This is a genomic window from Paracoccus sanguinis, from assembly GCF_900106665.1.
Lineage (GTDB): Bacteria > Pseudomonadota > Alphaproteobacteria > Rhodobacterales > Rhodobacteraceae > Paracoccus > Paracoccus panacisoli.
In genome coordinates, this window is the sequence record NZ_FNNA01000001.1 from 400875 (window position 1) to 425731 (window position 24857).

The following is a 24857-nucleotide window of genomic DNA, read 5'->3' on the forward strand; positions in this document are numbered from 1 at the left end:
ATCCCCAATGACTCGCTCGGCGCGCCCACGGGAGGCGTTAGGCCGTGCCCCCGGCAAGCTTCTGGCTCGGCAGCACGGCGGGCCGTCGCCCCACCTCGGGGCACACACCCCAGTAGCCGTCGAGCTCGATGTCCGGCGGACCTCCGACCGCCCAGCCGGCGATCTCAAGAGCACGCACCCCTTCGGTCCTCGGGCCGCGCACCCATCTGTCGTCGTGTCGCGCACCCCGACGCGGGATCCCCCGCCCCGACCCCGCCCAAACCCTCACCGCCCCCCACACCCGTCCCGCGCCCGCACCCCCCTCCCTGCCCGGGTCTTGCACCCGCCGCGCCCGCGGCGCAGGGTCGCGGCGGCCCCTTGAGCGGGCCGCCTGTCGGAGAGCTGACCCATGACCCCGGACCGCCAGTCCGCCCGGATGCGCGAGATCTGCGCGCTCGCCCCCGTCGTCCCGGTCATCGTGATCCACGATGCCGCCCATGCCGCCCCGCTGGCGCGGGCGCTGGTCGCGGGCGGGCTGCCGGTGCTCGAGGTGACGCTGCGCACGCCGGCGGCGCTCGACGCGATCCGGGCCATGGCGCAGGTCGAGGGGGCGGTGGTCGGCGCGGGCACGGTGCTCAGCCCCGATGACATCCACCGCGCGCGCAGCGCCGGGGCGACCTTCGCCGTCTCGCCGGGGCTGACCGACACGCTGATCGCGCCCTGCGAAAGCTGCGCCCTGCCGCTGCTGCCGGGCGCGGCCACCGCCTCGGAAGCGATGCAGGCGCTTGAGGCGGGCTACCACATGCTCAAGTTCTTTCCCGCCGGTCCGGCGGGCGGGCCGGCCTATCTCAAGGCACTGGGCGGGCCGCTGCCCGGCATCGCCTTCTGCCCGACCGGCGGGGTCTCGGCCGAGAACGGACGGGACTATCTGTCGCTGCCGAACGTGGCCTGCGTCGGCGGCAGCTGGGTCGCGCCCGAGGCGATGATGCGGGCCGGCGACTGGGCCGGGATCGAGGCGCTGGCGCGGGCCGCGGCGGGGCTCGCGCGGTGACGGCCGAGGTCGCGGACACGCCCGCCAACCGCAGCCGCGCCTGGCGCAACGTCTGGGTGCTGATGGGCGCGCAGGCGCTGGTCGGGGCGCAGATGTCGATGGTGTTCATCACCGCCGGGCTGGCGGGCGCCATGATCGCGCCGAACCGCTGCCTCGCCACCCTGCCGGTCTCGATGGTGATGCTGGGCTCGGCGCTGTCGGCGCGGCCGCTGTCGGGCTTCATGGCCCGGCACGGGCGGCGCGCGGGCTTCACCGTCGCCTGCACGATCGCCGCCGTGGGCGCGGCCATCGCCTTTGCCGGGCTCGAGACGGGCAGCTTCGTCGTCTTCACCCTCGGCTGCACGCTGATCGGCGTCTACATGTCAGCTCAGGGCTTCTATCGCTTCGCCGCCGCCGACGTGGCGCCTGCGGCGCTGCAACCGCGGATGATCTCGCTGGTGCAGGCCGGCGGCCTCGCCTCGGCACTGATCGGGCCGCAGCTCGCCAAGGCCACGGCCGAGATGGGCGGCATCCCCTTTGCCATGACCTTCGCGGCCATCGTGGCGCTGAACATGGTCGGGCCGCTGATCTTCGCGCTGCTGCGCATCCCGTTACTGCCCCGCCACGCGGCGCAGGCCGCGGGCGGGCGGAGCCTCGGTGAGATGCTGCGCACGCCCGAGATCGCCGTGGCGATGATCTGCGCGATGGTCTCCTATGCGCTGATGAACCTGGTGATGACCTCGACGCCGCTGGCGATGGTCGGCTGCGGCTATCAGACGGCGGATGCGGCCAACGTCGTCTCGGTCCACATCGTCGCCATGTTCGCGCCGGCGTTCTTCACCGGGCACCTGATCACCCGCTTCGGGGCGCGGACCATCGTCGCGGTCGGGCTGCTGATCCTCGCCGCCGCCGGTGCGGTGGCGCTCACGGGGGTCGAGATCGACCGCTTCTACCTCGCGCTGGCGCTGCTGGGGCTCGGCTGGAACTTCGGCTTCATCGGCGCGACGGCGATGCTGACCGCGGCCCATACGCCGGCCGAGCGGGGCCGCATCCAGGGGGTCAACGACGCGGTGGTGTTCGGGGGCGTGTTCCTTGCCTCGCTGTCGTCGGGCGGGCTGATGGGCTGCGCCGGCGGGACCGCGCAGGCCGGCTGGTCGGCGGTCAACATGGCGATGCTGCCGTTCCTGATCCTCGCCGGCGGGGCGCTGATCTGGCTGACCCTGCGCCCGCGCGAGACGCGGTGACGCCGGCGGGGCGCTGCCCCGGACCACGGGTTAAGTGCGAGACGCCGGGCGGCGCCGCTCAGCCCGTCGCGGCGTCGATGATGGCGCCCGCGGCCTCGATGGTGGCGTCAAGCCGGGCGGCGAGCGCCTCGAGGCTGTCGGTGCCGGTCTCGCGCAGCAGGAACTCCTGCCCGCCGCGGCCGATCTGGTCCATGTCGAGCGGCCGGTCGGTGAGCAGTCGCCCCCCGGACTGAAGCGCCCAGAGGAACCGCCGCGCGTCGCCGAGCGTCCGCGCGTCCGCGGCCGAGACGAGCCCCGCACGCTGGCCCGCGCGCAGCTGCCCCACCGCGCCGCGGGCCGGGGCGGCGGTCCTGAGCGCGAGCGACTGGGCGAAGAGCTCGATGTCCTGCAGCCGGCCGCGGCCGACCTTCGCCTCCCACCGGCCGTCGGGCTGCTTGGCGGCAAAGACGCGCCGGCGCATGTCCGCGAGGTCCGGCACCACCGCATCGCGGGTGCCGCGCGCGGCCAGCACCTCGACCCGCAGCGCCTCGAGCCGGGCGGCGAGCGCGGGGGCCGTGCCGGGCGGCAGCGCGCCGGGGATCACCCCCACCACGCGGGCGCGGGTGAGGGCTAGATGCTCCCACGTCCAGGCCTCGTCCATCTGGTAGGCGCGGAACGACTCGATCGAGGTCGCGACCGGCCCCTGCCGCCCCGAGGGGCGCAGCCGCATGTCGACCTCGTACAGCCGCCCCGCCGCGGTCGGCGCCGACAGCGCGGTCAGCAGCGCCTGGGTCAGGCGGGCGTAATAGGGCCGGGTGGCGAGCGGGCGCGGCCCCTCGCTGCCCTCGGCCCCGGCGGGGTCGTAGATCACGATCAGGTCGAGGTCCGAGGCCGCGTTGAGCTGGCGCGCCCCGAGCGAGCCCATGCCCAGCACCGCCGCCCCGTGCCCCGGCGCCGGGCCGTGGCGGCGGGCGAACTCGGCCGCGACGATTGGGGCGAGGGACGCCACCGCCGCATCGGCAATGTCGGCGTAGTGCTGGCCCGCCTCCTCGGCCTCGATCAGCCCGCGCAGGTGGTGGACGCCGACCCGGAACTGCCACTCATGCGCCCAGCGGCGGGCGGCGTCGAGCGCCCGTTCATAGCCCCCCTGCGGCGCGGCGAGCGTCTGGTCGAGCAGCACGGCCAGCGCCTCGCGCAGCGCCTCGGCCCCCGGCCAGGGGGCGAAGAAGCTGCCGGCGAGGACCGCGTCCAGCACCTCGGGGTGGCGGGCGAGATGCGCGGCCAGCGCCGGCGAGGTGGCGCAGATGTCGCCCAGCAGGTCGATCAGCGAGGGGTTTGAATCGAACATCGAGAAGATCTGAACACCGGCCGGCAACCCCTTGAGGAAGCGGTCGAACCGGTCGAGCGCCTCGCCCGGGTGCCCGGCCCGGAACAGCGCGGTCAGGATGCGCGGCTCGATGCGCGAGAAGATCTGCTGGGCGCGGGCCGAGCGGAGCGCGGGATAGGATCGCCACCCCTCGACCACCTCGGCCTGCGGGCCGGTCAGCTCGGGGCGCGGCTCGGACGCGGTGCCGCTGCCGGGGGTGAAGAAATCACCGGTGAGGGTCTCAACCCGCGCCAGCCGCGCCTCGAGCCGGTCGGACCAGGCGTCGAGGTCGGTCTCGGCGTCGAGGTGGACGACCGGGGCCAGCCCCTCGCGGGTCGCGGGCAGGATGTGGGTCTGGGCGTCGTTCACCATCTGGATGCGATGCTCGATGCGCCGGTGCTGGGCGTAGTGGTCGGTCAGCTCGGCGGCGACCTCGGCCGGGATCCAGCCCTTGGCGGCCAGCGCCGCCAGCGCGTCCACGGTGCGGCGCGGGCGCAGGTCGGGGTAGCGGCCGCCGGCGATGAGCTGGCGGGTCTGGGCAAAGAACTCGATCTCGCGGATGCCGCCGCGGCCCAGCTTCATGTTCTGGCCCAAGGCCCGGATCTCGCCGTGCAGGCCCTTGTGGTCGCGGATCCGGCGGCGCATCTCGTGGGTGTCCTCGACGGTGGCGAAGTCGAGGTGGCGGCGCCAGACGAAGGGCCTGAGCGCGGTCAGGAAGCGCTCGCCCGCGCCGAGGTCGCCGGCGCAGGGGCGAGCCTTGATGTAGGCCGCGCGTTCCCAGCTTCGCCCCTCGGCCTCGTAATAGCTGAGCGCCGCCGAGGCCGAGATGCAGACCGGGGTCACCGAGGCATCGGGGCGCAGCCGCAGGTCGGTGCGAAAGACATAGCCATGCGCGGTCGGGTCCGAGAGCGTCGCCGCCGCCTTGCGGGTGGCGCGGATGAGGCTGGCGCGGACCTCGTGCTGGTCCTCGGGCGCATAGGCCGCGTCGTCGTAGAGCACGATCAGGTCGATGTCGGACGAATAGTTCAGCTCGCGCGCGCCCATCTTGCCCATCGCCAGCGCGAAGATGCCGCCCGCAACCGGCGCTGCGCCGTCGCGGGGCTTCGGCAGCTTGCCGCGCCGGGCCTCGTCGGCGACATGGGCGGCGAGCGCGAGGTCGGTGGCGCGGTCGGCGAGGTCGGTCAGCGCCCCGGTCACCGCGTCGAGATCCCAGACCCCGCCGAGATCGGCGAGCGCCGCAAACAGCGCGACACGCCGCTTCGCCTGCCTGAGCGCCGGGCCGAGGTCGGCGGCGGCCAGCGCCTCCATCCCCGCCGTCTCGGCCTGCACCAGCGCCGCCGGGGCGGGGTCGGTGCCGAGCGTCGTGGCGAGCCACGCGGCCTCGCGCTCGATCAGCCCCGAGAGATAGGGCGAGGCCCCCGCCGCGCCGGTCACGAGGGCGCCGAGCGGCGGGGCGAGGCCGGGCAGCAGCGCCGCGGCCCTTGCGCCGCGGGCGGGATCGGTCGGATGGGGCGTGCGGGTGATGCGGGCGGCGAAATCCATGCGCGCGACCCTAAGCGCCCGCGGCCTGCCGTCAACGGGATGCAAGGGCGCAGGCGGGCGCCCGAGGGGGCATTCCAGCGCAGCGTCCGGGCGCGCGTCCGCGGTGCCTTCGCAATTCCCCGCTTGGCCTGCGATATTTCTGTTGCTAGGGTTCGCCAAGACGCCGATCGCAGGGCCCAGTATTGCCTCGCGCCCTACCCGCTCCGACAGCCCGAACCCGACGCCGCATGAACTGCCAGAACGTCGCCCCGCATGGTCCGTCGCCGGTTCCGGCCACCTGTCAGCCGGTGCGCTGATGCGTCACAGCCTGCCCTCGGCGCCGCAGTTTTACGTCACCGCCCCGCAGCCCTGCCCCTATCTGCATGGCCGGGCCGAGCGGAAGCTGTTCACCGCCCTGACCGGAGACCGGGCGCGCGAGCTGAACAACGCGCTGTCGCGGCAGGGCTTCCGCCGCTCGCAGAACGTGGTCTACCGGCCGAGCTGCGAAAGCTGCGTGGCCTGCATGTCGGCGCGCATCCGGGTGCGCGACTTCACCCCCTCGCGCAGCCAGCGCCGGGTGCTGCGGCGCAATGCCACGCTGCGCCGGGCCGCCACCAGCGCCTGGGCCACCGACGAGCAGTTCGAGCTGTTCCGCCGCTATCTCGACCACCGCCATGCCGACGGCGGCATGGCCGACATGGACATCTTCGAATTCGCGGCGATGATCGAGGAAACCCCGGTCCGCACCCGCGTCTTCGAGTATCGCGCCCCGCCCCCGCCGGGTGCGGCGCCGCGCGACGGCGACCTCGCGGCGGTGTGCCTGACCGACGTTCTCGATGACGGGCTGAGCCTCGTCTACAGCTTCTACGACCCGGCGCGCTCGTCCGACAGCCTCGGCGCGTGGATGATCCTCGACCACGTGGCGATGGCGCGCGAGGCCGGGCTTCCCTACGTCTACCTCGGCTACTGGGTGCCGGGCAGCCGCAAGATGGCCTACAAGGCCGGGTTCGACGCGCTCGAGATCTACAAGGGCGGGGTCTGGCAGGACATCGGCCACCCCGGCGACCACGAGGGCGAGACACACCCGCTGGCCATCGACCCGATCGTCGAGCAGGTCGCGCGCATCCACCTGCCGAGCGACTGAGGCGGCCCCCCTCTTCTTTCTTGCCGAAATATCCTCCGGGGGTCCGGGGGTGGAAAACCCCCGGTCCGGCCGTGCCACCCGCGCGCTGCGGAAAAATCGCCCCGTTGCGAAATAATGTTGCGCGGCGACGGGGTGCGCGCGTCATTTTCCGCGCCGAGTCGCATTGACCCTCCCTGCCGGCGCCTCTAGTTTGCGGCGGCGCAGCAGGGGCCTTGCCGCTCTGCCGCAAATCCCTTGGTTGGAGTGCAGGATATGTCCCGAAGCATGACGGGTGCGAGAATGGTGGTCGAGGCGCTGAGGGATCAGGGCGTCGATACCGTATTCGGCTATCCCGGCGGCGCGGTCCTGCCGATCTACGACGAGATCTTCCAGCAGAACGACATCCAGCACATCCTCGTGCGCCACGAACAGGGCGCCGTGCACATGGCCGAGGGCTATGCCCGCTCGACCGGCAAGCCGGGGGTGGTGCTGGTGACCTCGGGGCCCGGCGCGACAAACGCCGTCACCGGACTGACCGACGCGCTGCTCGATTCCATCCCGCTGGTGGTGCTGTCGGGCCAGGTGCCGACCTTCATGATCGGCACCGACGGCTTCCAGGAGGCCGACACCGTCGGCATCACCCGCCCCTGCACCAAGCACAACTGGCTGGTGAAAGAGACCGACGCGCTGGCCGAGACGATCCACAAGGCCTTCCACGTCGCCACCTCGGGCCGCCCCGGCCCGGTGCTCGTCGACATCCCCAAGGACGTGCAGTTCGCCGAAGGCCGCTACGTCGGGCCGAAGCAGGTCGAGGTGCCGCGCTACGCCCCGCCGCGCAAGGGCGACACCGCCGCGATCACCCGGCTGGTCGAGCTGATCGAGCGCGCCGAGCGCCCGGTCTTCTACACCGGCGGCGGCGTCATCAACTCGGGCGCTGCGGCGAGCCAGCTTCTGACCGAGCTGGTGGACGCGACCGGCTTCCCCTGCACCTCGACGCTGATGGGGCTGGGCGCCTATCCGGCCTCGGGCAAGTCGTGGCTCGGGATGCTCGGGATGCACGGGCTTTACGAGGCCAACATGGCCATGCACGACTGCGACCTGATGATCTGCGTCGGCGCCCGCTTCGACGACCGCATCACCGGCCGGGTGGCGGATTTCAGCCCCGGCTCGGTCAAGGCGCAGATCGACATCGACCCCTCGTCGATCAACAAGGTGATCCGCGTGGACGTGCCGATCGTCGGCGACGTGGGCCACGTGCTCGAGGATCTGTTGAAGATCTGGAAGTCGCGCGGCCGCAAGACCAACCCCGCCGTCCAGCAGTGGTGGGCGCAGATCGAGCAGTGGCGGGCGAAGAACTGCCTCGGCTACCGGCCCTCGGACAGCGTCATCAAGCCGCAGCACGCGATGGAGCGGCTGGAGGCGCTGACCGCCGGACACGACCGCTACATCACCACCGAGGTCGGCCAGCACCAGATGTGGGCCGCGCAATACCTGCATTTCGAGGGGCCGAACCGCTGGATGACCTCGGGCGGACTGGGGACGATGGGCTACGGCCTGCCGGCCTCGATCGGGGTGCAGGTCGCGCACCCCGAGGCGCTGGTCATCAACGTGGCGGGCGACGCCTCGTGGCTGATGAACATGCAGGAGATGGGGACCGCGGTGCAATTCCGCGCCCCCGTCAAGCAGTTCATCCTGAACAACGAGCGGCTGGGCATGGTGCGCCAGTGGCAGCAGCTTCTGCATGGCGAGCGCTACAGCCAGTCGTGGTCGGAAAGCCTGCCCGATTTCGTCAAGCTGGCCGAGGCCTTCGGCTGCAAGGGCCGGCAGGTCAGCGACCCCGCGGAACTCGACGACGCGATCCGCGAGATGATCGCCTATGACGGGCCGTTCATCCTCGACGTGCTGGTCGAAAAGCACGAGAACTGCTTCCCGATGATCCCGTCGGGCAAGCCGCACAACGAGATGCTGCTGGGCGACATGGAGGCGGCCGAGGACATCGGCACCGCCATCCAGTCCGACGGCGCGGTTCTGGTCTGAGGGGGCGGTCATGTCGGCATTGAAGATCGAGCGCGGCGCATCCAGCCATTCGGCCTATGACCTGCGCGACTATCACGCGGCGGGCGAGGAGCGGCACACGCTCGCGGTGGTGGTGGACAACGAAAGCGGTGTCCTCGCCCGGGTCATCGGGCTCTTCTCGGGGCGCGGCTACAACATCGACAGCCTGACCGTGGCCGAGGTGGACCACACCGGCCACCGCTCGCGGATCACGCTGGTCACCCGCGGCACCCCCGCGGTGATCGAGCAGATCAAGGCACAGCTCGGCCGGATCATCCCGGTTCACGAGGTCCACGACCTGACCGTCGAGGGCGCCTCGGTCGAGCGCGAGCTGGGGCTCTTCAAGGTCGCGGGCACCGGCGAGAAGCGGGTCGAGGCACTCAGGATCGGCGACATCTTCCGCGCCAACGTGGTCGATTCGACGCTCGAGAGCTTCGTCTTCGAGATCACCGGCACGTCGGAGAAGCTCGACGCCTTTGCCGAGCTGATGCGCCCGCTCGGACTGGCCGAGGTCGCCCGCACCGGCATCGCGGCGCTGGCGCGCGGGCGCTAAGTCACACCGACAGGCTGCTTTCCGGCCCTCCGGGCCGGTCGAGCAGTGCGGTCAGCCGACCGCGGCGAGCATGGGACGCCCCCTCGCGGGACGGGTCCGGGCCGTGAGACGTTCGGCGAGCCGCGTTTCTCCGCCCAGCATCCGCAGCGTCAGGATGCGGCGCAATTCGCCGTCGCAGGCCGTCGTGACCTCGACCGTTGCGCCCTGGTGGGGCCAGGGACCCGCGAGATCAAGCGCCGCCGGACCGGCCAGGTAGGCCAGCGCCCCGTGGTCCTCGCACCACACTACGGCCTGTCGACGACACGCCGAGCTCCACAGCACGATACCGAACAAAGCCTTATCCTTTCGCTGACGCGAGAAAATCTCTGAAATCCAATCTGGACGTGAAAACCGACAAACCGGCCGCAGAAAAAGCTGACGTCCCGGGACAGGGTGACCTTACGTCAACCCGTCACGACTAGAGGAACGGTTCCATCACGGTTCTGTCAAGAATGATCTGCGCGACTTACCGCCACGCGGTAGAAATTGTCGCCAGAATGTGGTCCCGCGAACGTCAGCGCGGCGACTTTGACCGCCGCGAGGGCCGCGCGGTTGCACAAAAATGAAGCGCCATGGGCCGCCGAAGGGCGAGCCCAGCGCAGCCCTCCGCGGTTACCCGCTCAGCGCGCCGCGCCCGAGGCCACGTCCGCCACCGCCTGCGCGACCCGCGCCTGGCGCTGCGCCCGCGAGGGGTGCGAGCCGAGGATCTTGTCGCCGGGATCGGGGATCCGGGCGAAGAACTGCGCCCCGCGGACCGGGTCATAGCCCGCGTTCAAGGCCACGATGGCGCCGAGGTAGTCGGCCTCGAGCTCCCACTCCTTCGAGTAGTAGCGCGCGCCGAACTGCGCCCCCATCTGCTGGGCCGCGCGGATCGAGGCCGGGTCGGCGCCCGAGGCGGCGGCGATGCCCGACAGGATCACCGCGCCCGCCGTGGCCGCCCCGCTTTTCTGGTCGATGTGGTTGAGGATGTGGTGCGACGCCTCGTGGCCAACCACGAACGCCAGCTCGTCGGTGTTCCGTGTCGCGGCGATCAGCGACAGGGTGAAGCCGATCACCGGGCGGCCGTTGCGGTCGAGGGTCTGGAAGGCGTTCGGCTCCATCCCCGGGCGGTCGTCCACGACGAACTGGAAGTCGCAGTTGATGGGCGCCCGGCGGCGCTGGACGCATTCGCGCTCGACCGCAGGCTCCATCGCGCGGATGACGCTGACAAAGGCCATCGCCGCGCCGCGCGCGGTGGGCGGCGTGTCGGTCCGGGTCGGCGCGGGCGCGGTGACGGGGGTGGGCGCCGGGGTGGGGGCCGGGCCGGGCGGCAGCGGCGCCCCCGCCGGGGTCACGGCGCAGCCCGCGAGCAGCGCCACGCCGGCCAGCGCCGGGACGAGACCCCGCCAGCCGCGGGACAGGGCCCCGGCAGCGGCCGTCGCCCGCCGATTCGTCTCGCCCCGCGGGGTCATCGCTGCCGTCATCGCCTGCACCTGTCCGTTCATGCGTCCGCACCGGCCCCGCCGCCTGACGGGCCGGCAGCCCCGACCCGCAGGCCGCCTGCCTGCCGTTCGCGCCAAGCTACAGCCCCGGCGAGGGGCCGCAAGTCCGCGGCTCTTGCCCCGGCCGCCGCCTCACGCGATTGTTGCCGGGGCGCATCGCTCCGGTCGTCCGCGTCCGGCGTTCGGCCCCTGCCCCGACCCCCAAGCCCGACCCTGAAGCCCGACCCTGAAGACCCGACCCGAAAGGACCCGTTCCCATGTTCACCATCGAGCACGAGTTCGACGCGACCGTCATCACCCTCGTCGATGAGGCCGACCCGGGCACGCGGCCGCTGAACGAGGACGTGGTGATCCTGACCTTCGACGACCGCGTGGTGGTCGAGCAGATGGAGCCGGGCGGCGACGGCGTGGCGCGCGTGGTCCTGACGCTGCGCCAACTTGACGAGTTGCGCGCGGCGCTGGACCTGCCCGAGGGGAACTATCGCCTGCAGCGCCAGCGCTGAGGGCGCCTCGGGTCAGTCGAGCCGGAACAGCTTGTCCCGTGACCCCGCCCCGCCCGCCAGCACCAGCCGGGTGGGCGCGACCCCCAGCGCCCCGGCCAGCAGGCGGCGCACGGCGTCGTTGGCCTTGCCGTCCGCGGGCGGCGCGGTGGTCCGCACCTGCACCCGCCCGCCCTCGTCCAGCGCCACCGCGTCGCGGCCGGCGCGCGGCGTCACCCGCACGGCGATGCGGGCGCCGCTGACGGCGAGATGCGAGAGATCGGGCAGGTCGCGGGCCATCGGCGCTCCGGTCTGATCCGACAGGCGATGCGGGGGCGGGGCCGGTCGTCAAGCCCCGCGCGCCCGCTTTCCCCCGCCCCGCTGTTTCGCTAGGACAGGCGCGACGCCCGCGCGACGCCCGCGCCGGGCCCCGATTGCGGAGAGCGCCCATGCAGCACATCGACCCCCAGACGCTGTATTTCATGCGCCACCGCCGGTCGCACCCGCCGCGCACGCTGCTGGCCCCCGGCCCCGACCGGCACGAGTTGATGAACCTGCTGACGCTCGCGGCGCGCGTCCCGGACCACGGCAAGCTCGGCCCGTGGCGCTTCGTCGTGCTCGAGCGCGCGGCGCTCGACCGGCTCGCGCCCGCGCTGGCCGACCATGTCGCGGCGGCGGGCGGCGACGCGGCGGCGGTCGAAAAGGCGCGCTCGGCCTTCGATTCGCCGCTGATCGTCGCGGTCGTCTCGTCCCCCGTCGATCACCCCAAGGTGCCGGAGTGGGAGCAGTTCCTCTCCGCCGGCGCGGTCTGCCTGTCGCTGCTGAACGCGGCGCTCGCCGCGGGCTATGGGGCGGCGTGGCTCAGCGGCCCGGCGACCGACCCGGCCTTCGCCACCGCCCACCTCGGCCTTTCGCCGCGCGAGCGGGTGGCGGGCCTCGTCCACATCGGCCGCCGCGGCCCGGCCGACGTCCCCGAGCGGCCCCGCCCGGACGTGGACGAGCGGACCAGCTTCCTGTGACCGCCGCGATCCAGGCCCTCGTCCTCGGCTGGCTGGACCTGCTCAGGCCGCGGGTCTTCGGCGTGCTGGCGGCGGGCGTCGCCCTGACGCTGGCGCTGTTCGTGGCGCTGCAGGCGGCGGCGTTCTGGGGGCTGCGCGTCTGGGGCCCCGAGGCGATCACCCTGCCCTGGATCGGCCGCGTCCCGATCGGCGAGGCGCTGTCCTGGGGCTCGCTCGCGCTCTTCCCGGTGATGAGCCTGTTTCTGGCTGCGCCGGTGGCTGCGGGCTTCGCGGGGCTCTTTTCCGAGCGGGTGTCGAGCACCGTCGAGGCCGCACATGGCTATCCCGCCGGGCGCGAGCTCGACTTTCTCGACGGGCTGATGGACAGCCTCGTGGTGCTGGGCGCGGTGGTCTTGGTCAGCGTCGGGCTGCTGCTGCTGACCCCGCTGGTCGGGCCGCTGGCGCCGGTGCTCTTCTACGGCGCCAACGGCTGGCTGCTGGGGCGCGAGTTCTTCCGCATGGCCGCCCGCCGCCACCTCGACGCCGACAGCGCCGAGACCCTGCGCCGCCGCCGGGCGGGCGCGGTGACGGCGCTTGGCATGGGGGTGGCGCTGCTGCTGACGATCCCGGTGCTGAACATCGTCATTCCGGTGCTGGCGGCAGCGGCGTTCACCCACCTTTTCCATTTGCTCGCGCGGGCCGAGATCGCCCGCCCGCGCTGACGGCCCCCGCCCGACCGCTCGCAATCAGCGGCGGTTGAAGTCCATCATCGCGGCGCGGGTGATCCAGCCCTGCTGGATGACCCACCAGACCAGCGCCACCAGCAGCGCCGCGATGAGCGCAGCGATCAGCCCTTTCTTGCGCAGCATCGGCCGGTCCGGCGCGCCCGCGGGCGTGCCGGGGACCACGGCGCCGGCCTCCTCCTGGCTGCGGTGGCCCCAGGGGAGGAGCAGGAATAGCACCAGAAAGAACAGCGTCGCGAACAGGACCAGCGCGCCGGTGATGGACATCAGACCTGCTCCAGCTCGATCAGCGTGCCGTTGAAGTCCTTGGGATGCAGGAACAGCACCGGCTTGCCATGCGCGCCGATCTTCGGCTCGCCGGTGCCGAGCACGCGGGCGCCCTGCGCTTTCAGCGTGTCGCGGGCGGCGAGGATGTCCTCGACCTCGAAGCACATGTGATGGATGCCGCCCGAGGGGTTCTTGTCGAGGAAGCCCTTGATCGGGCTGTCCTCGCCCAGCGGGTAGAGCAGCTCGATCTTGGTGTTCGGCAACTCGATGAAGACGACCGTGACGCCGTGATCGGGCTCGTCCTGCGGCGCGCCGACCTTGGCACCCAACGTGTCGCGGTATTGCGCGCTGGCCGCCGCGAGGTCGGGGACGGCGATGGCGACATGGTTCAGGCGTCCGATCATGGGGTTCCTCCGGGGCGCGTGGCGGTGTGGGGCCTCATTAGAACGGGGCGGGGGCGGGGAAAAGCCCGTTAACCGACCGTTCACCCCGGCAGGGTAGCGTCGAGGGAGACAGCGATTCGAGGGGACCGCGCCATGACCGGAACAACGACTGCGACGGACGACGACGCCATCCCGCTGTGGCGGGCCGCCCTGCCCGGCCGCCCCCTGACCGGGCTGACGGTGCTGGTGGTCGAGGATTCGCGCTTCGCCTCCGAGGCGGTGCGGATGCTCTGCCTGCGCTCGGGGGCGCGGATCCGGCGGGCGGACTGCCTGCGGACCGCGGGGCGGCACCTGCAGACCTACCGCCCGACGGTGATGATCGTGGACATGGGGCTGCCCGACGGGAACGGGGCCGAGCTGATCGCCCGCATGGCGCGGCAGAGCCCGCGGGTGCCGGTGCTGCTCGGCATGTCGGGCGATCCCGACGCCGAGGTGATGGCGCGGGCGGCGGGTGCGGACGGGTTCCTCGCCAAGCCGGTCGAGAGCCTCGGGCAGTTCCAGCAGCTCATCCTGGCGGCGCTGCCCCGCGACGCGCAGCCGCAGGGGCTGCGGGTGGTGAGCGGCGAGATCGTCCACCCCGACCGCGGCGCGCTGCGCGACGACCTTGCCCACGTGGCCGAGGTGCTCGCGGCGGCGGCGGACACGACGGCGATCGACTACATCGCCCGGTTCCTGGCCGGCGTGGCCCGCTCGGCCCGCGACGAGCCGCTCGAGAAGGCCGCCTCGGCGCTGGCCCGCGACCACTCGGCGGGGCGGGCGCTGGCGGCCGACCTCGCACGGATCAGCGGGCTGGTGCAGGACCGGCTGGCCGCGGCGGGTTAGCAGTCGGGTCGCGCGGGCGGAACCGACTGAGGCGGGTCCATGTGATTGAGTGGGCGGCGGCCTCGGGGTGCGGGCTCGGGTGTCTGAGTGCGGGTGCGTGCGTCGTGCGGCGCCGGACAGGAGCTTTGAGCGTTCGGCTGTGGCCGCTGGCCCTCTTGCCAAAGGACGACGAATGGGCAGGCTGGATGCGTAGTGCGGCTGGCGGGTCCACGCGAGGGCGATGCGCACCGTACCTTCGCGACCCGCTCACTCGCTCGGCCACGGCCGACCCGCCCGCTCACGGGCCCGATCCCGCCACGTGAAAGGAGACGCCTTGCCGAACCCGCTTGGAGCCCCCGTCCCCGGCTTCACCCCGCCCCCGGCCCCGCCCGCTGTGCCGATCGAGGGCCGCTGGGTCACCCTCGAGCCGCTCGACGCGGACCGCCATGCGGCCGAGTTGTTTGAGGCCAACGCGGGGGCGGACGCGGTCTGGGACTATCTCGGCTACGGGCCCTTCCCCGACCTCGCCGCCTACACCGACTGGCAACGCCGCATGGCCGGCGGGGCGGACCCGGTGTTCTACGCCCTGCGCGACCACGCCTCGGGCCGGATCGGCGGGGTCGCCGCGTACCTGCGGATCGACCGCACGCATGGCGTGATCGAGATCGGCCACATCCAGATCTCTCCCGCCCTGCAGCGGCAGACAGCCACCTCCGAGGCGATCCTCCTGATGATCCGCTGGGCCTTCGGCGCCGGCTATCGGCGGGTCGAGTGGAAATGCGATGCGTTGAACGCCCCCTCGATGCGCGCCGCCGCCCGCTACGGGTTCCGCTACGAGGGGACCTTCCGCCAGCACATGATCGTCAAGGGCCGAAACCGCGACACCGCGTGGTGGGCGATCACCGATGCCGAATTCCCCGCGCTCGACCGCGCCTACGCAGCATGGCTGACGCCCGGGAACATGGACGCGGCGGGTCGCCAGCGGACCGCGCTCGGGGATCTCATTGCGCGCGAGCGCGATGCGGGCGGGTCGCCTGACTAAGGGGAGCGGGCGATTGGACGTCGAGACGAGCGCGAGCAGCCCGCTATGCGCGCGAAGGGGGGGTAATATCTGGGGGGGTGCGGCTTATGCCCCGAGCCGTTACAGCGGCACGGGAAGAGTCCGGCGAATATTGCCATGGCGTAAGTCTTTAGCCGTGACGCCGGCCTATCAATCAGGCTTTTACTTTTGTGGCGTGCTCGTGGTGCAGTTCGAGAAAGGACGCCCGTGAGTAGTACCGTCCGCCCCACCTCGCTGCCCTTTACGCCTCTTCGCCTGCTTCACGCCTCTTTGCCTGACTGCCCGTCCTTCGTCGGCTGACTGTCCGTCGAGCCAGTCCGGTTCATGCCGCGGCGGGCGAAAGGAGAGATCGGACTCGGTCAGACAGCCGATGTGGCGTCGCGCCGCGTACGTCAGCTCGGCAGGCTATCGATCAAGCCACGCCGGCCGATCCCGGCGGTGGATTGGCAAACTCGGTCGGCTCTGGGTTGCCAGCTGAAAAGCAACGTCGAGCGGGGAACGTTGCTTCATCGCGTTGTCCATCAAACCAAGCCGGATTGGACCTGGCGGAAAGGCTGAAGGCCCGGTCGGGCTCGGTCTGACAGCCGACCCAATGCGTCACGCCCGGGCATGCTACCTCCACTGGCTGTATTTAAAGCCACGCCTGTTGACGCCTGCGGTGGGCCGTAGGGCACGGGCAGACTCGACTGAGAGTCCATGCAAAGCGCCACGCCGGACTCCCTTCGTCACCCCCTACGTAAACTGACTGTTCCTAGCCTCGCCGGTTGATGCGAGGGTTGGAGCGGAACGCAACATACGCCCCGCTCTGACAGCTCACCCAAAGTATCATACCAGGCGCGCTACTTAAGCTGACTATCCTTCGAACCGCGGCGGTTGATCCCCGCCGTGGGGCGGAAGGCGCGGTCCGCCTCGGTCTGGCAGCCGATGCAAAGCGTCACGCCCGGCACGGCGCGGCGCCGGGCTTCGGGGATGGGCTCGCCGCAGTCGGCGCACTCGGTCAGGCTCTCGCCGCCGCCGCGCTGGCGCAGGCGCATCCGGGCGAGCGCCTCGGCGGTGCTCACCTCGATCTGCTCGTTCACTGCCCCGTCGGTCGCCCAGCCCCCGGCCATCGCGCGCTCCTGCTGCCATCTTACGCCTCCAATCTGGGAACCCGGGACGGCCGCTGCAAGCGTCGGACGCGCTCGTCCGACCGCTTCGGCCCTGTTTTCGCGGCCTTAACCGGAACCGGGGCGGCGCGGTGCGGTTGACTTCGGTGCTGGCCCGCCGCACTCTTCTCTGCAAGGAAAGGCCCCTCATGAGCGAAAAGACCCTGACCCGGATGGACCTCGCCGAGGCCGTGTTCCGCGAAGTCGGACTCTCGCGCCACGAAAGCGCGCAGCTCGTCGAGAGCGTGCTCGGCCATGTCTCGGACGCCCTCGTGCGCGGCGAACAGGTCAAGCTGTCGTCGTTCGGCACCTTCTCGGTCCGCGACAAGAGCGAGCGTGTCGGCCGCAATCCCAAGACCGGCGAGGAGGTGCCCATCACCCCGCGCCGGGTGCTGTCGTTCCGCCCCTCGCACCTGATGAAGGAGCGGGTGGCGGCGGGCAACCGCTAGCCGGCCGCGGAGATGGCCGCCGCCGCGACCAAGGCAGCTGATGCTTAGATCGGTTGATATACCGCTGGCGGGCGTCGGCTGGCTGGGTCTAGGCCGCGGCCCCACCCCGCCCGGCCCGTGGCGCCGGTCATGACCAAGTCGCCCCAGGCCTTTCGCAGCATCGGCGAGGTCGCACGGCTGGTCGAGGTCGCCCCCCACGTCCTGCGCTATTGGGAGACGCAGTTTCCGGCCCTCTCGCCGGTGAAGCGGGCGGATGGGCGGCGATATTACCGGCTCGATGACGTGCTGCTGGCGGCGGGGATCTGCGAGGCGCTGCGCGAGGATGGTCTGACGATCCGAGGCGCGCGTCGGCTCATCTCGCAGGACCGGGGGGCGGGACTGCGGGCGCGCGGGCGGGTGCGGTTGGCCGATCGGTTGGGTCTGGAGGCTGACGCCGACGCAGCAGTCGCTCCAACCTCTGTCACGTCAGACCCTCCGGTGGAGCAAATCCCGGCGGGTCCGGCACCTCAGCCGTCCTCCGCAGTCGGCGGACAAGGCGCGGGGCCAGTCGCCGCGCCACCCGTCCCCCGTCGCAAGACATCACAGCCCCCCGCGCCCGATGCGCTCCCGCTGTTCCCCGACCTGCCGGACGCAGAGGCCGCCGCTCACGAAGGGTGTGCCGATGCCGCAGGCCGCTGGCTCGCACGGCTGACGGCGACGGCCGCGGCGCTGCGCCGGCACCCCTCCCCCTTGCCACCCGCTGCACGGCCCCTGGCCGACGCCCTGCGGGCCGCCGCACGCAAACTGACCGACGCGGAAACCTGAGCGGGAAAGCCGCGAGGCCTCGACCACGCGCCCCACACATCCGGCGCGGCGAAAACCTCGCCGTCCGCCACCACCGCCCCTTGTGCTGCCCGACGGCTTCGCTCTATATGGCCGGCGTCGGGCCGTGGCGCAGTCTGGTTAGCGCGTCCGTCTGGGGGGCGGAAGGCCGCGAGTTCGAATCTCGCCGGCCCGACCATCACGAACCGCCCACCCTTCGGGGTGGGCGTTCGCATATCCGGGGGGCCGGAAAAATCTCGGGAGGACTCAAGATGAACGGCGTGCTTCCCGACACCGCCCTGCGCCGGATGATCGCCGAGGGCGCAATCGCTGCCGAGACCCCCATCGGCGAGGGCCAGATCCAGCCCGCGAGTCTCGATCTGCGGCTGGGCGGCCACGCCTGGCGCCTCAGGGCCTCGTTCCTCGCCGGCCGCGGGCAGAGCGTCGCCGGGCGGCTCGCCGATTTCGAGATGCACCGGATGGACCTCTCGCAGGGTGCGGTGCTTGAGAAGGGCTGCGTCTACCTCGTCCCGCTGATGGAGCGGGTGGCGCTGCCGCCCGGCGTCGAGGCGGTGGCGAACGCCAAGTCCTCGACCGGGCGGCTCGACCTGCTGACGCGGCTGGTGACCGACGACGGGACCGAGTTCGACCGCCTGCCCGAGGGCTATGACGGCCCGCTTTACGCCGAGATCTGCCCGCGCAGCTTCTCGGTGCTGGTCCGGCCGGGGATGCGGCTCAGCCAGATGCGGTTGCGGCAGGGTCAGGCGGTGCTGGACGATGCGGGTCTCACGGCGCTGCACGCGACCGACCCGCTGGTCGATGGCACGCCGCTGATCGACGCGGGGCTGGGGTTCTCGGTCGATCTGCGCCCGGCCGAGGGCGACCTCGTCGGCTATCGCGCCCGGCCGCACAGCGGGGTGATCGACCTCGACCGGATCGGCGCCTATGACGCGCGGGATTTCTGGGACGAGCTGCGCACGACCGAGGGGCGGTTGATCCTCGACCCCGGCGCCTTCTATATCCTCGTCAGCCGCGAGGCGGTGGCTATCCCCCCCGACTACGCCGCCGAGATGTCGCCCTATCTGGCGATGGTGGGCGAGTTCCGGGTGCATTACGCCGGGTTCTTCGACCCCGGCTTCGGGCATGGCGCGGCGGGGCGCGGGGCGCGCGGGGTGCTCGAGGTGCGCTGCCACGAGGCGCCGTTCGCGCTCGAGCACGGGCAGGTGGTGGGGCGGCTGGTCTATGAGCGGATGGCGGCGCGGCCCGCGCGGCTCTATGGCGCGGGCATCGCCTCGAACTATCAGGGCCAGGGGCTGAAGCTCGCCAAGCAGTTCCGCTGACCCGGCGCCGCGCAGGCTGCGCCGCCGGGCCGTGTTTGTTGGGGCCAGTAAAAAGCCGGTCGCGCCGAGGCTCAGCGGCTCATGCGGCGGGCGATCTGGGCCGCCTTGCGGGCGCGCTTGACCGCCTCGCGCGTGGCATGGGCCTGCTGGCGGCCCTTGGCGGTCAGCTTGCCCTTGGCGTCCTCGCCGCCGTTGCGGCGCGCCATCACGTCCACGCCCTTCTTGATCCCCCAACCCATCAGCGCGCCGGTCAGGACGCGGCCGAAGCGGCCTACGATGCCGTTCATGTTCATGGTGCAGTCCTCAATCGCCGAAGAGGTCGTCGTCCGGTCCGCCCGCGGCCGGCCCGTCATCGGCGTGACTATCCTCCTCGTCCCGCGCCGCCGCAAGGGGGCCCGAGGGCGGGGTCGCATCCAGCAGCCCCGCGGCGCGCAGCTCGGCCAGCCCCGGCAGGTCGCGGGTCGAGGCGAGGCCGAAGTGGTCGAGAAACGCCTCGGTCACGACGAAGGTCACCGGGCGGCCCGGCGACTGGCGGCGGCGCCCGAGGCGGACCCAACCGATCTCGATCAGCTGGTCGAGCGTGCCGCGGCTGACGGCGACGCCGCGGATCTCCTCGATCTCGGCGCGGGTGACGGGCTGGTGATAGGCGACGATGGCCAGCGTCTCGGTCGCCGCGCGCGACAGGCGCCGGGTCTCGGTCACCTCATCCTGCATCAGGAACCCGAGGTCGGCAGCGGTGCGGAAGGCCCAGCCTTCGCCAAGCCGGGCCAGCTCCACCCCCCGGCCGGCGTAGCGCGCCCGCAGGCGGCGCAGCGCCTCGGCCGGGTCGGCGCCGGCGGGCATCCGCGCGGCCATCTCGGCCAGCGTCAAGGGCGTCGGGCTGGCGAAGAGCAGCGCCTCGACCATCCGCTCCTGCGCGTCGAGCGGGGGCGGCGGGAAGGGGATCGGGTCAGTCATGAGTGGGCCGGGCGCGCAGCGTGATCGGGCCGAAGACGCCGCTCTGGCGCAGCTCGACCCGACCCTGGCGGGCGAGCTCGAGCGAGGCGGCAAAGGTCGCGGCGGTGGCCGAGCGGCGGCGCGCCGGGTTGCCCGCCCAGCCGTCGGGCAGGAACTGCATGAGATCGGTCCACTCGCCCGCGTAGCCGATCATCCGCCGCATCCGGTCGAGCGCCTGTTCGAGCGTCCATGTGTCGCGGCGGTCGAAGGCGAAGGGGCGGAACTCGTCGCGGGTCCTGAGCCGCGCGTAGGCCTGCATCAGGTCGATCAGCCCCGCCTGCCAGCGCACATGGCGGGTGCGCTGCACCGTCTCGGGCGCGCCGCGGGCAAAGCGATCCTGCCCCAGCCGGGGCCGCCCCATCAGCCGCGCCGCCGCCTCGCGCATGGCGTTGAGCCGTTCGAGCTGGAAGGCGAGATGGGCCGCCATCTCGTCGGTCGAGGGCCCCTCGGCGTCGGGATCGGGCGGCAGCAGCAGCCGCGACTTGAGATAGGCGAGCCACGCGGCCATCACGAGGTAGTCGGCGGCAAGCTCGATCCTGAGGCTGCGGGCCTCGTCGACGAAGGCGAGATACTGCTCGGCCAGCGCCAGCACGCTGATCTGCATCAGGTCGACCTTCTGCGTCCGCGCCAGCGTCAGCAGCAGGTCGAGCGGCCCGTCATAGCCCGGCACGTCGACGACCAGCGCCTCGTCAGGGCGCGGGTGGGCGGGCTGTGGCGCGGGATCGAAGGGCAGCGGCTCGGTCATCGTCCCAAGCCATGCGAAGCGGGCGGGCGGCTGTCAACCGTGGGGTGAGGGACGGGTGGCCGCGCACGAAAAAGGCCGCCCCTCGCGGGACGGCCCATCCGACGATCCGGGATAAGGATCAGTTCTTGGCGTAGTATTCGACGACCAGGTTCGGCTCCATCTGCACGGCGTAGGGCACGTCGCCCAGCGCCGGGGTGCGCACGAAGGTGGCGGTCAGCTTGCCCATGTCCACGTCGAGGTAGTCGGGCACGTCACGCTCGGCCAGGCCCACGGACTCGAGCACGATGGCGAGCTGCTTGGACTTGTCGCGGACCGCGATCACGTCGCCTTCCTTGACGCGGTAGGACGCGATGTTCACGCGCTGGCCGTTCACGGTCACATGGCCGTGGTTCACGAACTGGCGGGCGGCGAAGATGGTCGGGACGAACTTGGCGCGATAGACCACGGCGTCCAGGCGACGCTCGAGCAGGCCGATCAGCATCTCGCCGGTGTCGCCGCGCAGGCGCTCAGCCTCGGCATAGATGCGGCGGAACTGCTTTTCGGTCAGGTCGCCGTAGTAGCCCTTGAGCTTCTGCTTGGCGCGCAGCTGGGTGCCGAAGTCCGACAGCTTGTTCTTGCGGCGCTGGCCGTGCTGGCCGGGGCCGTATTCGCGCTTGTTGACCGGCGACTTGGCGCGGCCCCAGATGTTCTCGCCCATGCGGCGGTCGATCTTGTACTTGGCAGACGTGCGTTTGGTCACGGCTGATCTCCTTTTGTGCGTTTCAAAAGGGCGTTGTCCTTTGGGCTTGCGCCCCGACAGGCTTCCCCTTGCGGGGTCCACCAACACCAATGGAAGCGGCGCTTATAGGCGGCCCGCGGGCAGAGTCAACCCGCCGACGCGGGCGCCCGCGGCGCCGGCGGCGCGCCCGAGAGCCAGTGCATGATGACCCAGGCCAGCGCCGAGCAGACCAGCGTCGCCACCGCGACTGGCTCGGCCGTGCCATCATAGGCGAGGCCCACCGGCGCCGCGATCAGCACCGCCGCCAGCGTCGAGACCGAGGCCGTGACCGACGCCGTCATCCCGGCCAGGTGGCCCATCCACTGCATCGCGAGCGCGTTGAGGTTGCCGAAGGTCAGCCCGGCCATGGTGAAGACGCTGACCGCCCAGAGGAAGAACGCCGGAAACCGCAGCGCCTCGGGCAGAACCCCGGTCCAGAGCGTCAGCAGGAACAATCCCGACATCCCGACCTGCATCGCATAGGCGCCGCGCGCGATGCGCCGCATCCCCAGCCGCATCACCAGCCTCGCGTTGAACACCGTCCCCGAGGCGGCGAGCAGCGCCAGTGCCGCGAACCACAGCGGGAACTGTGCGCCCTTGCCGTAGGTCTCTCCGAAGAGCTGCTGGGCGGAGCTGAGCAGCGCGAACATCTGCCCGAAGCCCAGCGACATGACGAGGGTGCAGAGCAGCACCTGCCGGTCCGACAGCACCTCGCGCGCGCCCTGGGCGAGCGCCCGCGGGCGCAGCGGGCGGCGCGCCTCGGGCGGCAGCGTCTCGGGCTGGCGCAGCGAGAACCACAGCCAGCCGATCAGGGCGAAGAGCACGAAGCCGCCGAAGACGGCGTGCCAGCCGCCAAGCCAGATGAACCCCTGCCCGATCGAGGGCGCGAGCGCGGGCACGATCATGAACACCGTCATGATGAAGCTGGTGATCCGCGCCATCTCGCGCCCCTGATAGAGGTCGCGGACAAGCGCCGTGCCGACGATCCGCGGCCCGGCCGCACCGAGCCCCTGGACGAAGCGCGCGACGAGCAGCGGGGTGAGCGAGTTGACGAACAGCGCCGCGATCGCGCCGACGAGGTAGACCGAGAAGCCGATCCCCATCGCCCGCTTGCGCCCCAGCGCGTCCGAGATCGGACCGGCGAAGAGCGTGCCCACCCCCATCCCGGCGACGAAGCTGGTGAGGATGAGCTGCGCCCGGTTCACGTCGTCGGGCGTCAGCTCGGTGGCGATTTGCGGCAGGGCCGGCAGCATGGCGTCGATGGAAAACGCCACCGTAGCGAAGAGAAAGGCGAGCATGGCGATGAGCTCGCCCTGCGGCAGCCGGCGCGCCGCCTGAGTGGAGTGGGGCATGATCGTGATCCTCGCGCCCGCAGGCTGACGCGGCGTTATGGGCGACGCGCGGGGCGGGTGCAATGCGGTCGGACGGGACCGCGTCAGCAAAGCTTCAAGGGGGGGGATGGTGCCCGGAGGCGGATTCGAACCACCGACACGCGGATTTTCAATCCGCTGCTCTACCAACTGAGCTATCCGGGCGCCCTGCGGGGCGTTGCCGCCCGTGGGTGGAGCGTTCCTAGACAGTCGCGGCGGGGCTGTCCAGAGGCAAAACGCGGCTCAATCGTCGTCGCGGCGGTCGCGCGTGTCGCCCTCGGGCGGGACGGACGCCGGGTCCACCGGCTCGCCCGGGATGGCATAGTCGCCGCGCAGCCAGCGGGCGAGGTCCACGTCGGCGCAGCGCCGTGAGCAGAACGGGCGATAGGCCGGGTCGGCGGGGCGCTGGCAGATCGGGCAGCTCACTCCGGCTCTCCGGCGGTGGCGGCGACGGCGGCCAGCGGCACGCGGTCGCGCTTGCGGTTCAGCTCGTAAAGCCCCATCGCCGTCCAGCCGATCAGCACCGTCTCGGTCCCGTCGGCCTTGAAGGCGGCGCGCAGCACCTGCTCGATCGTGCCGCGGTCGCGCTTGGGGCTGGGGGCGAAGTCGATCACCACCTGCCCGCCCAGGCCCCGCAGCCGAAGCTGGCGCGGCAGGTCGCGGGCCAGCGCGATGTTGGCCTTGAGCGCGGCCGCGGGCGTGGTGTCGCGGCCGGTGTTCACATCCACGGCGACCAGCGCGCGGGTCGCCTCGATGACGGCGAAGCCCCCGCCGGGCAGGTCGAGCTCGTCATCGAGCAGCGCGTCGATGGCGGCGGCGACGCCATGGGTGTCGAAGCTGTCGTCGCCCTCGTCCACCGCGTCGGGGGCGGGGTCGGCCCAGTCGGTCCAGGCCGCGCGCCACGGCAGGTCGGCATCGACCAGAAGCTCGGGCCGGCCCGAGACGTCGCCCATCACCTCGACCGCGAGGCCGGCGAGGCTGCCCGCCTCCTCCGCCACCTCGGCATCCTGCGCGGCGGCGGCGGCGCTGCGAATCACCAGGCCGAGCGTTTCGGGCGCGCCGGCGGCGGCCAGCGCCGCCTCGCCCAGGGCGGTCAGGCGGGCGCGCACGCCCTCGTCGCGGATGCGGCGTGAGACGTTGACGCCGGGCGCGCCGGGGGTGGCGAGCGCCGTCTGGCCGCGGAAGATCACCCGCTGGGTGCAGGGGATGGCCTTGCCGTCATCGGCCACGCCCGAGACCTGGACGATCAGCGTCTGCCCCTCGCTCAGCCCCTTGGCGTCGCGCAGGAAGCCGCGCTCGCCCTCGGGCAGGCGCAGGAAGACGCCGCCCTGCCCCTTCACCAGCCGGTCGACCACCGCCCGGCAGACGCTGCCCGGCGGCAGCGGGGTCAGGCCCGACAGGTCGAACAGCAGGTCCTGCAACTGCCCGTCCACCATCAGCGCGGCGGCCTCGCCCCCGAAATGGCGGCCCAGAACGACCTGACGACCCTTCATCCGAATTCTCCTGTCACGGGCGCGGCGAGGGGCTCAGCGCCCGGCGCAGCGGTGATCCCGGCGGCGGCCAGCAGCACCGCGGTCTCGGCCAGCGGCAGGCCGACCACGGCGGTGAACGACCCCTGCAGCCACGGCACGAAGGCCGCGGCGGGCCCCTGGATGGCGTAGCCCCCGGCCTTGCCGCGCCAGTCGCCCGAGGCGACGTAGGCGGCGATCTCGGCGGGGGTGAGCGGGCGGAAGCGGACGGTCGTCTCGACCAGCCGGTGCCGCGCGCGACCCTCGGCGGCGACCGTCACGGCGGTCAGCACCCGGTGGCGGCGACCCGAGAGCAGGCGCAGGAACGCGGTCGCCTCGGCCGCGTCGGCGGGCTTGCCGAGGATGCGGCGGCCGGCGACCACGGTGGTGTCGGCGGCCAGCACGACGCCCGGTTCGACCGCCGCCACCGCGGCGGCCTTTTCGGCGGCCATGCGCGCGACATAGGCGCGCGGCGGCTCGGCCTTGCCGGGGGTCTCGTCGATGTCGGCGGGGATGATCGCGTCGGGCACGATCCCGATCTGGGCCAGCAGTTCCAGCCGTCGCGGGCTGGCCGAGGCGAGCACC

Annotated in this window: 29 protein-coding genes and 2 tRNA genes; 14 read left to right on the top strand and 17 right to left on the bottom strand. The window is 72.2% G+C overall.

What is annotated here, in order from left to right; translation table 11 throughout:
* Positions 1-37: 37 nt before the first annotated feature.
* Entirely contained in the window at positions 38-178 is a 141-nt protein-coding gene (locus BLW17_RS18005; protein WP_156116154.1) for a hypothetical protein, read from the bottom strand.
* A 210-nt stretch (positions 179-388) separates the two neighbouring features.
* Between BLW17_RS18005 and eda the strand changes: the two genes are divergently transcribed.
* A complete protein-coding gene (gene eda, locus BLW17_RS01985; RefSeq protein ID WP_036735831.1) occupies positions 389-1030 on the top strand; it encodes a bifunctional 4-hydroxy-2-oxoglutarate aldolase/2-dehydro-3-deoxy-phosphogluconate aldolase in 642 nt (213 codons plus the stop codon).
* A complete protein-coding gene (locus BLW17_RS01990) occupies positions 1027-2253 on the top strand; it encodes an MFS transporter (RefSeq protein ID WP_036735829.1) in 1227 nt (408 codons plus the stop codon). The genes eda and BLW17_RS01990 overlap by 4 nt, the downstream gene beginning before the upstream one ends.
* A gap of 58 nt (positions 2254-2311) precedes the next feature.
* Here the strand turns inward: BLW17_RS01990 and BLW17_RS01995 are convergent, their stop codons facing one another.
* On the bottom strand, positions 2312-5140 hold the full coding sequence (locus BLW17_RS01995; protein ID WP_036735826.1) for a [protein-PII] uridylyltransferase family protein: 2829 nt from the start codon (positions 5138-5140) through the stop codon (positions 2312-2314).
* A 295-nt stretch (positions 5141-5435) separates the two neighbouring features.
* Between BLW17_RS01995 and BLW17_RS02000 the strand changes: the two genes are divergently transcribed.
* The 3 genes from BLW17_RS02000 (at position 5436) to ilvN (ending at position 8850) form a co-directional block, all read left to right on the top strand.
* Positions 5436-6263 carry an arginyltransferase gene (locus tag BLW17_RS02000; protein WP_036704543.1) on the top strand — a complete coding sequence of 276 codons (828 nt, stop codon included), beginning with the start codon at positions 5436-5438 and terminating at the stop codon, positions 6261-6263.
* 252 nt (positions 6264-6515) lie between these two features.
* Complete coding sequence (locus BLW17_RS02005; protein WP_036704544.1) at positions 6516-8279, top strand: acetolactate synthase 3 large subunit; 1764 nt, start codon at positions 6516-6518, stop codon at positions 8277-8279.
* 10 nt (positions 8280-8289) lie between these two features.
* A complete protein-coding gene (gene ilvN / locus BLW17_RS02010) occupies positions 8290-8850 on the top strand; it encodes an acetolactate synthase small subunit (protein WP_036704545.1) in 561 nt (186 codons plus the stop codon).
* A 51-nt stretch (positions 8851-8901) separates the two neighbouring features.
* On the opposite strand, the gene BLW17_RS02015 is transcribed toward ilvN, so the two are convergent.
* Complete coding sequence (locus tag BLW17_RS02015; RefSeq protein WP_036704546.1) at positions 8902-9183, bottom strand: hypothetical protein; 282 nt, start codon at positions 9181-9183, stop codon at positions 8902-8904.
* A gap of 326 nt (positions 9184-9509) precedes the next feature.
* Positions 9510-10352, bottom strand: a complete 843-nt coding sequence (locus tag BLW17_RS02020) for a M48 family metalloprotease (protein WP_244507306.1) — start codon at positions 10350-10352, stop codon at positions 9510-9512.
* A gap of 275 nt (positions 10353-10627) precedes the next feature.
* Between BLW17_RS02020 and BLW17_RS02025 the strand changes: the two genes are divergently transcribed.
* A complete protein-coding gene (locus BLW17_RS02025; protein ID WP_036705640.1) occupies positions 10628-10873 on the top strand; it encodes a hypothetical protein in 246 nt (81 codons plus the stop codon).
* A gap of 12 nt (positions 10874-10885) precedes the next feature.
* On the opposite strand, the gene BLW17_RS02030 is transcribed toward BLW17_RS02025, so the two are convergent.
* Positions 10886-11149: a DUF167 domain-containing protein gene (locus tag BLW17_RS02030; RefSeq protein WP_036705638.1), complete on the bottom strand. Its 264-nt coding sequence runs from the start codon at positions 11147-11149 to the stop codon at positions 10886-10888.
* 149 nt (positions 11150-11298) lie between these two features.
* Here BLW17_RS02030 and BLW17_RS02035 point away from each other — a divergent pair, with 149 nt between their 5' ends.
* Entirely contained in the window at positions 11299-11868 is a 570-nt protein-coding gene (locus tag BLW17_RS02035) for a nitroreductase family protein (protein ID WP_036731237.1), read from the top strand.
* On the top strand, positions 11865-12569 hold the full coding sequence (locus BLW17_RS02040) for an EI24 domain-containing protein (protein ID WP_231572714.1): 705 nt from the start codon (positions 11865-11867) through the stop codon (positions 12567-12569). The genes BLW17_RS02035 and BLW17_RS02040 overlap by 4 nt, the downstream gene beginning before the upstream one ends.
* A 24-nt stretch (positions 12570-12593) precedes the next feature.
* On the opposite strand, the gene BLW17_RS02045 is transcribed toward BLW17_RS02040, so the two are convergent.
* Both BLW17_RS02045 and mce read right to left on the bottom strand, forming a co-directional pair.
* Positions 12594-12857: a DUF1467 family protein gene (locus BLW17_RS02045; RefSeq protein WP_036705635.1), complete on the bottom strand. Its 264-nt coding sequence runs from the start codon at positions 12855-12857 to the stop codon at positions 12594-12596.
* The gene (gene mce, locus BLW17_RS02050) at positions 12857-13261 is read right to left on the bottom strand and encodes a methylmalonyl-CoA epimerase (protein WP_036705632.1); all 405 of its coding nucleotides are present in this window, start codon (positions 13259-13261) and stop codon (positions 12857-12859) included. The genes BLW17_RS02045 and mce overlap by 1 nt, the downstream gene beginning before the upstream one ends.
* 132 nt (positions 13262-13393) lie before the next feature.
* Between mce and BLW17_RS02055 the strand changes: the two genes are divergently transcribed.
* Together BLW17_RS02055 and BLW17_RS02060 are read left to right on the top strand one after the other, a co-directional pair.
* Positions 13394-14122 (top strand): response regulator, encoded by a 729-nt coding sequence (locus BLW17_RS02055; RefSeq protein ID WP_036706211.1) that lies wholly within the window; start codon positions 13394-13396, stop codon positions 14120-14122.
* A 313-nt stretch (positions 14123-14435) separates the two neighbouring features.
* Complete coding sequence (locus tag BLW17_RS02060; protein ID WP_036731235.1) at positions 14436-15143, top strand: GNAT family N-acetyltransferase; 708 nt, start codon at positions 14436-14438, stop codon at positions 15141-15143.
* An 857-nt stretch (positions 15144-16000) separates the two neighbouring features.
* Here the strand turns inward: BLW17_RS02060 and BLW17_RS02065 are convergent.
* Positions 16001-16270, bottom strand: a complete 270-nt coding sequence (locus BLW17_RS02065; RefSeq protein ID WP_036700906.1) for a DksA/TraR family C4-type zinc finger protein — start codon at positions 16268-16270, stop codon at positions 16001-16003.
* A 185-nt stretch (positions 16271-16455) separates the two neighbouring features.
* Between BLW17_RS02065 and ihfA the strand changes: the two genes are divergently transcribed.
* From ihfA to BLW17_RS02085, 4 genes are all read left to right on the top strand, one after another.
* Positions 16456-16755 carry an integration host factor subunit alpha gene (ihfA, locus tag BLW17_RS02070; protein WP_036700904.1) on the top strand — a complete coding sequence of 100 codons (300 nt, stop codon included), beginning with the start codon at positions 16456-16458 and terminating at the stop codon, positions 16753-16755.
* Positions 16756-16884: 129 nt separating this feature from the next.
* Positions 16885-17559: a MerR family transcriptional regulator gene (locus BLW17_RS02075; protein ID WP_074826006.1), complete on the top strand. Its 675-nt coding sequence runs from the start codon at positions 16885-16887 to the stop codon at positions 17557-17559.
* Between the two features lie 118 nt (positions 17560-17677).
* A tRNA-Pro gene (locus tag BLW17_RS02080) sits at positions 17678-17755 on the top strand.
* Positions 17756-17828: 73 nt separating this feature from the next.
* Entirely contained in the window at positions 17829-18896 is a 1068-nt protein-coding gene (locus BLW17_RS02085) for a 2'-deoxycytidine 5'-triphosphate deaminase (protein ID WP_036731233.1), read from the top strand.
* A 71-nt stretch (positions 18897-18967) separates the two neighbouring features.
* On the opposite strand, the gene BLW17_RS02090 is transcribed toward BLW17_RS02085, so the two are convergent.
* From BLW17_RS02090 to BLW17_RS02130, 9 genes are all read right to left on the bottom strand, one after another.
* Positions 18968-19189, bottom strand: a complete 222-nt coding sequence (locus BLW17_RS02090) for a hypothetical protein (RefSeq protein ID WP_036700897.1) — start codon at positions 19187-19189, stop codon at positions 18968-18970.
* A 10-nt stretch (positions 19190-19199) separates the two neighbouring features.
* Complete coding sequence (gene scpB / locus BLW17_RS02095; protein WP_036731231.1) at positions 19200-19853, bottom strand: SMC-Scp complex subunit ScpB; 654 nt, start codon at positions 19851-19853, stop codon at positions 19200-19202.
* Entirely contained in the window at positions 19846-20637 is a 792-nt protein-coding gene (locus tag BLW17_RS02100; RefSeq protein ID WP_036731229.1) for a segregation and condensation protein A, read from the bottom strand. The genes scpB and BLW17_RS02100 overlap by 8 nt, the downstream gene beginning before the upstream one ends.
* Positions 20638-20755: 118 nt before the next feature.
* Entirely contained in the window at positions 20756-21376 is a 621-nt protein-coding gene (rpsD, locus tag BLW17_RS02105; protein ID WP_036700891.1) for a 30S ribosomal protein S4, read from the bottom strand.
* A gap of 125 nt (positions 21377-21501) precedes the next feature.
* Positions 21502-22746, bottom strand: a complete 1245-nt coding sequence (locus BLW17_RS02110; protein ID WP_074826010.1) for a multidrug effflux MFS transporter — start codon at positions 22744-22746, stop codon at positions 21502-21504.
* 107 nt (positions 22747-22853) lie between these two features.
* Positions 22854-22929 (bottom strand) — tRNA-Phe (locus BLW17_RS02115).
* 78 nt (positions 22930-23007) lie between these two features.
* Positions 23008-23190 carry a DNA gyrase inhibitor YacG gene (locus BLW17_RS02120; protein ID WP_036731227.1) on the bottom strand — a complete coding sequence of 61 codons (183 nt, stop codon included), beginning with the start codon at positions 23188-23190 and terminating at the stop codon, positions 23008-23010.
* Positions 23187-24257 (bottom strand): ribonuclease E/G, encoded by a 1071-nt coding sequence (locus tag BLW17_RS02125; RefSeq protein ID WP_036700886.1) that lies wholly within the window; start codon positions 24255-24257, stop codon positions 23187-23189. Before BLW17_RS02125 ends, BLW17_RS02120 begins: the two co-directional genes overlap by 4 nt.
* Positions 24254-24856 (bottom strand): Maf family protein, encoded by a 603-nt coding sequence (locus BLW17_RS02130; RefSeq protein WP_231572713.1) that lies wholly within the window; start codon positions 24854-24856, stop codon positions 24254-24256. Before BLW17_RS02130 ends, BLW17_RS02125 begins: the two co-directional genes overlap by 4 nt.
* Position 24857: the final 1 nt, after the last annotated feature.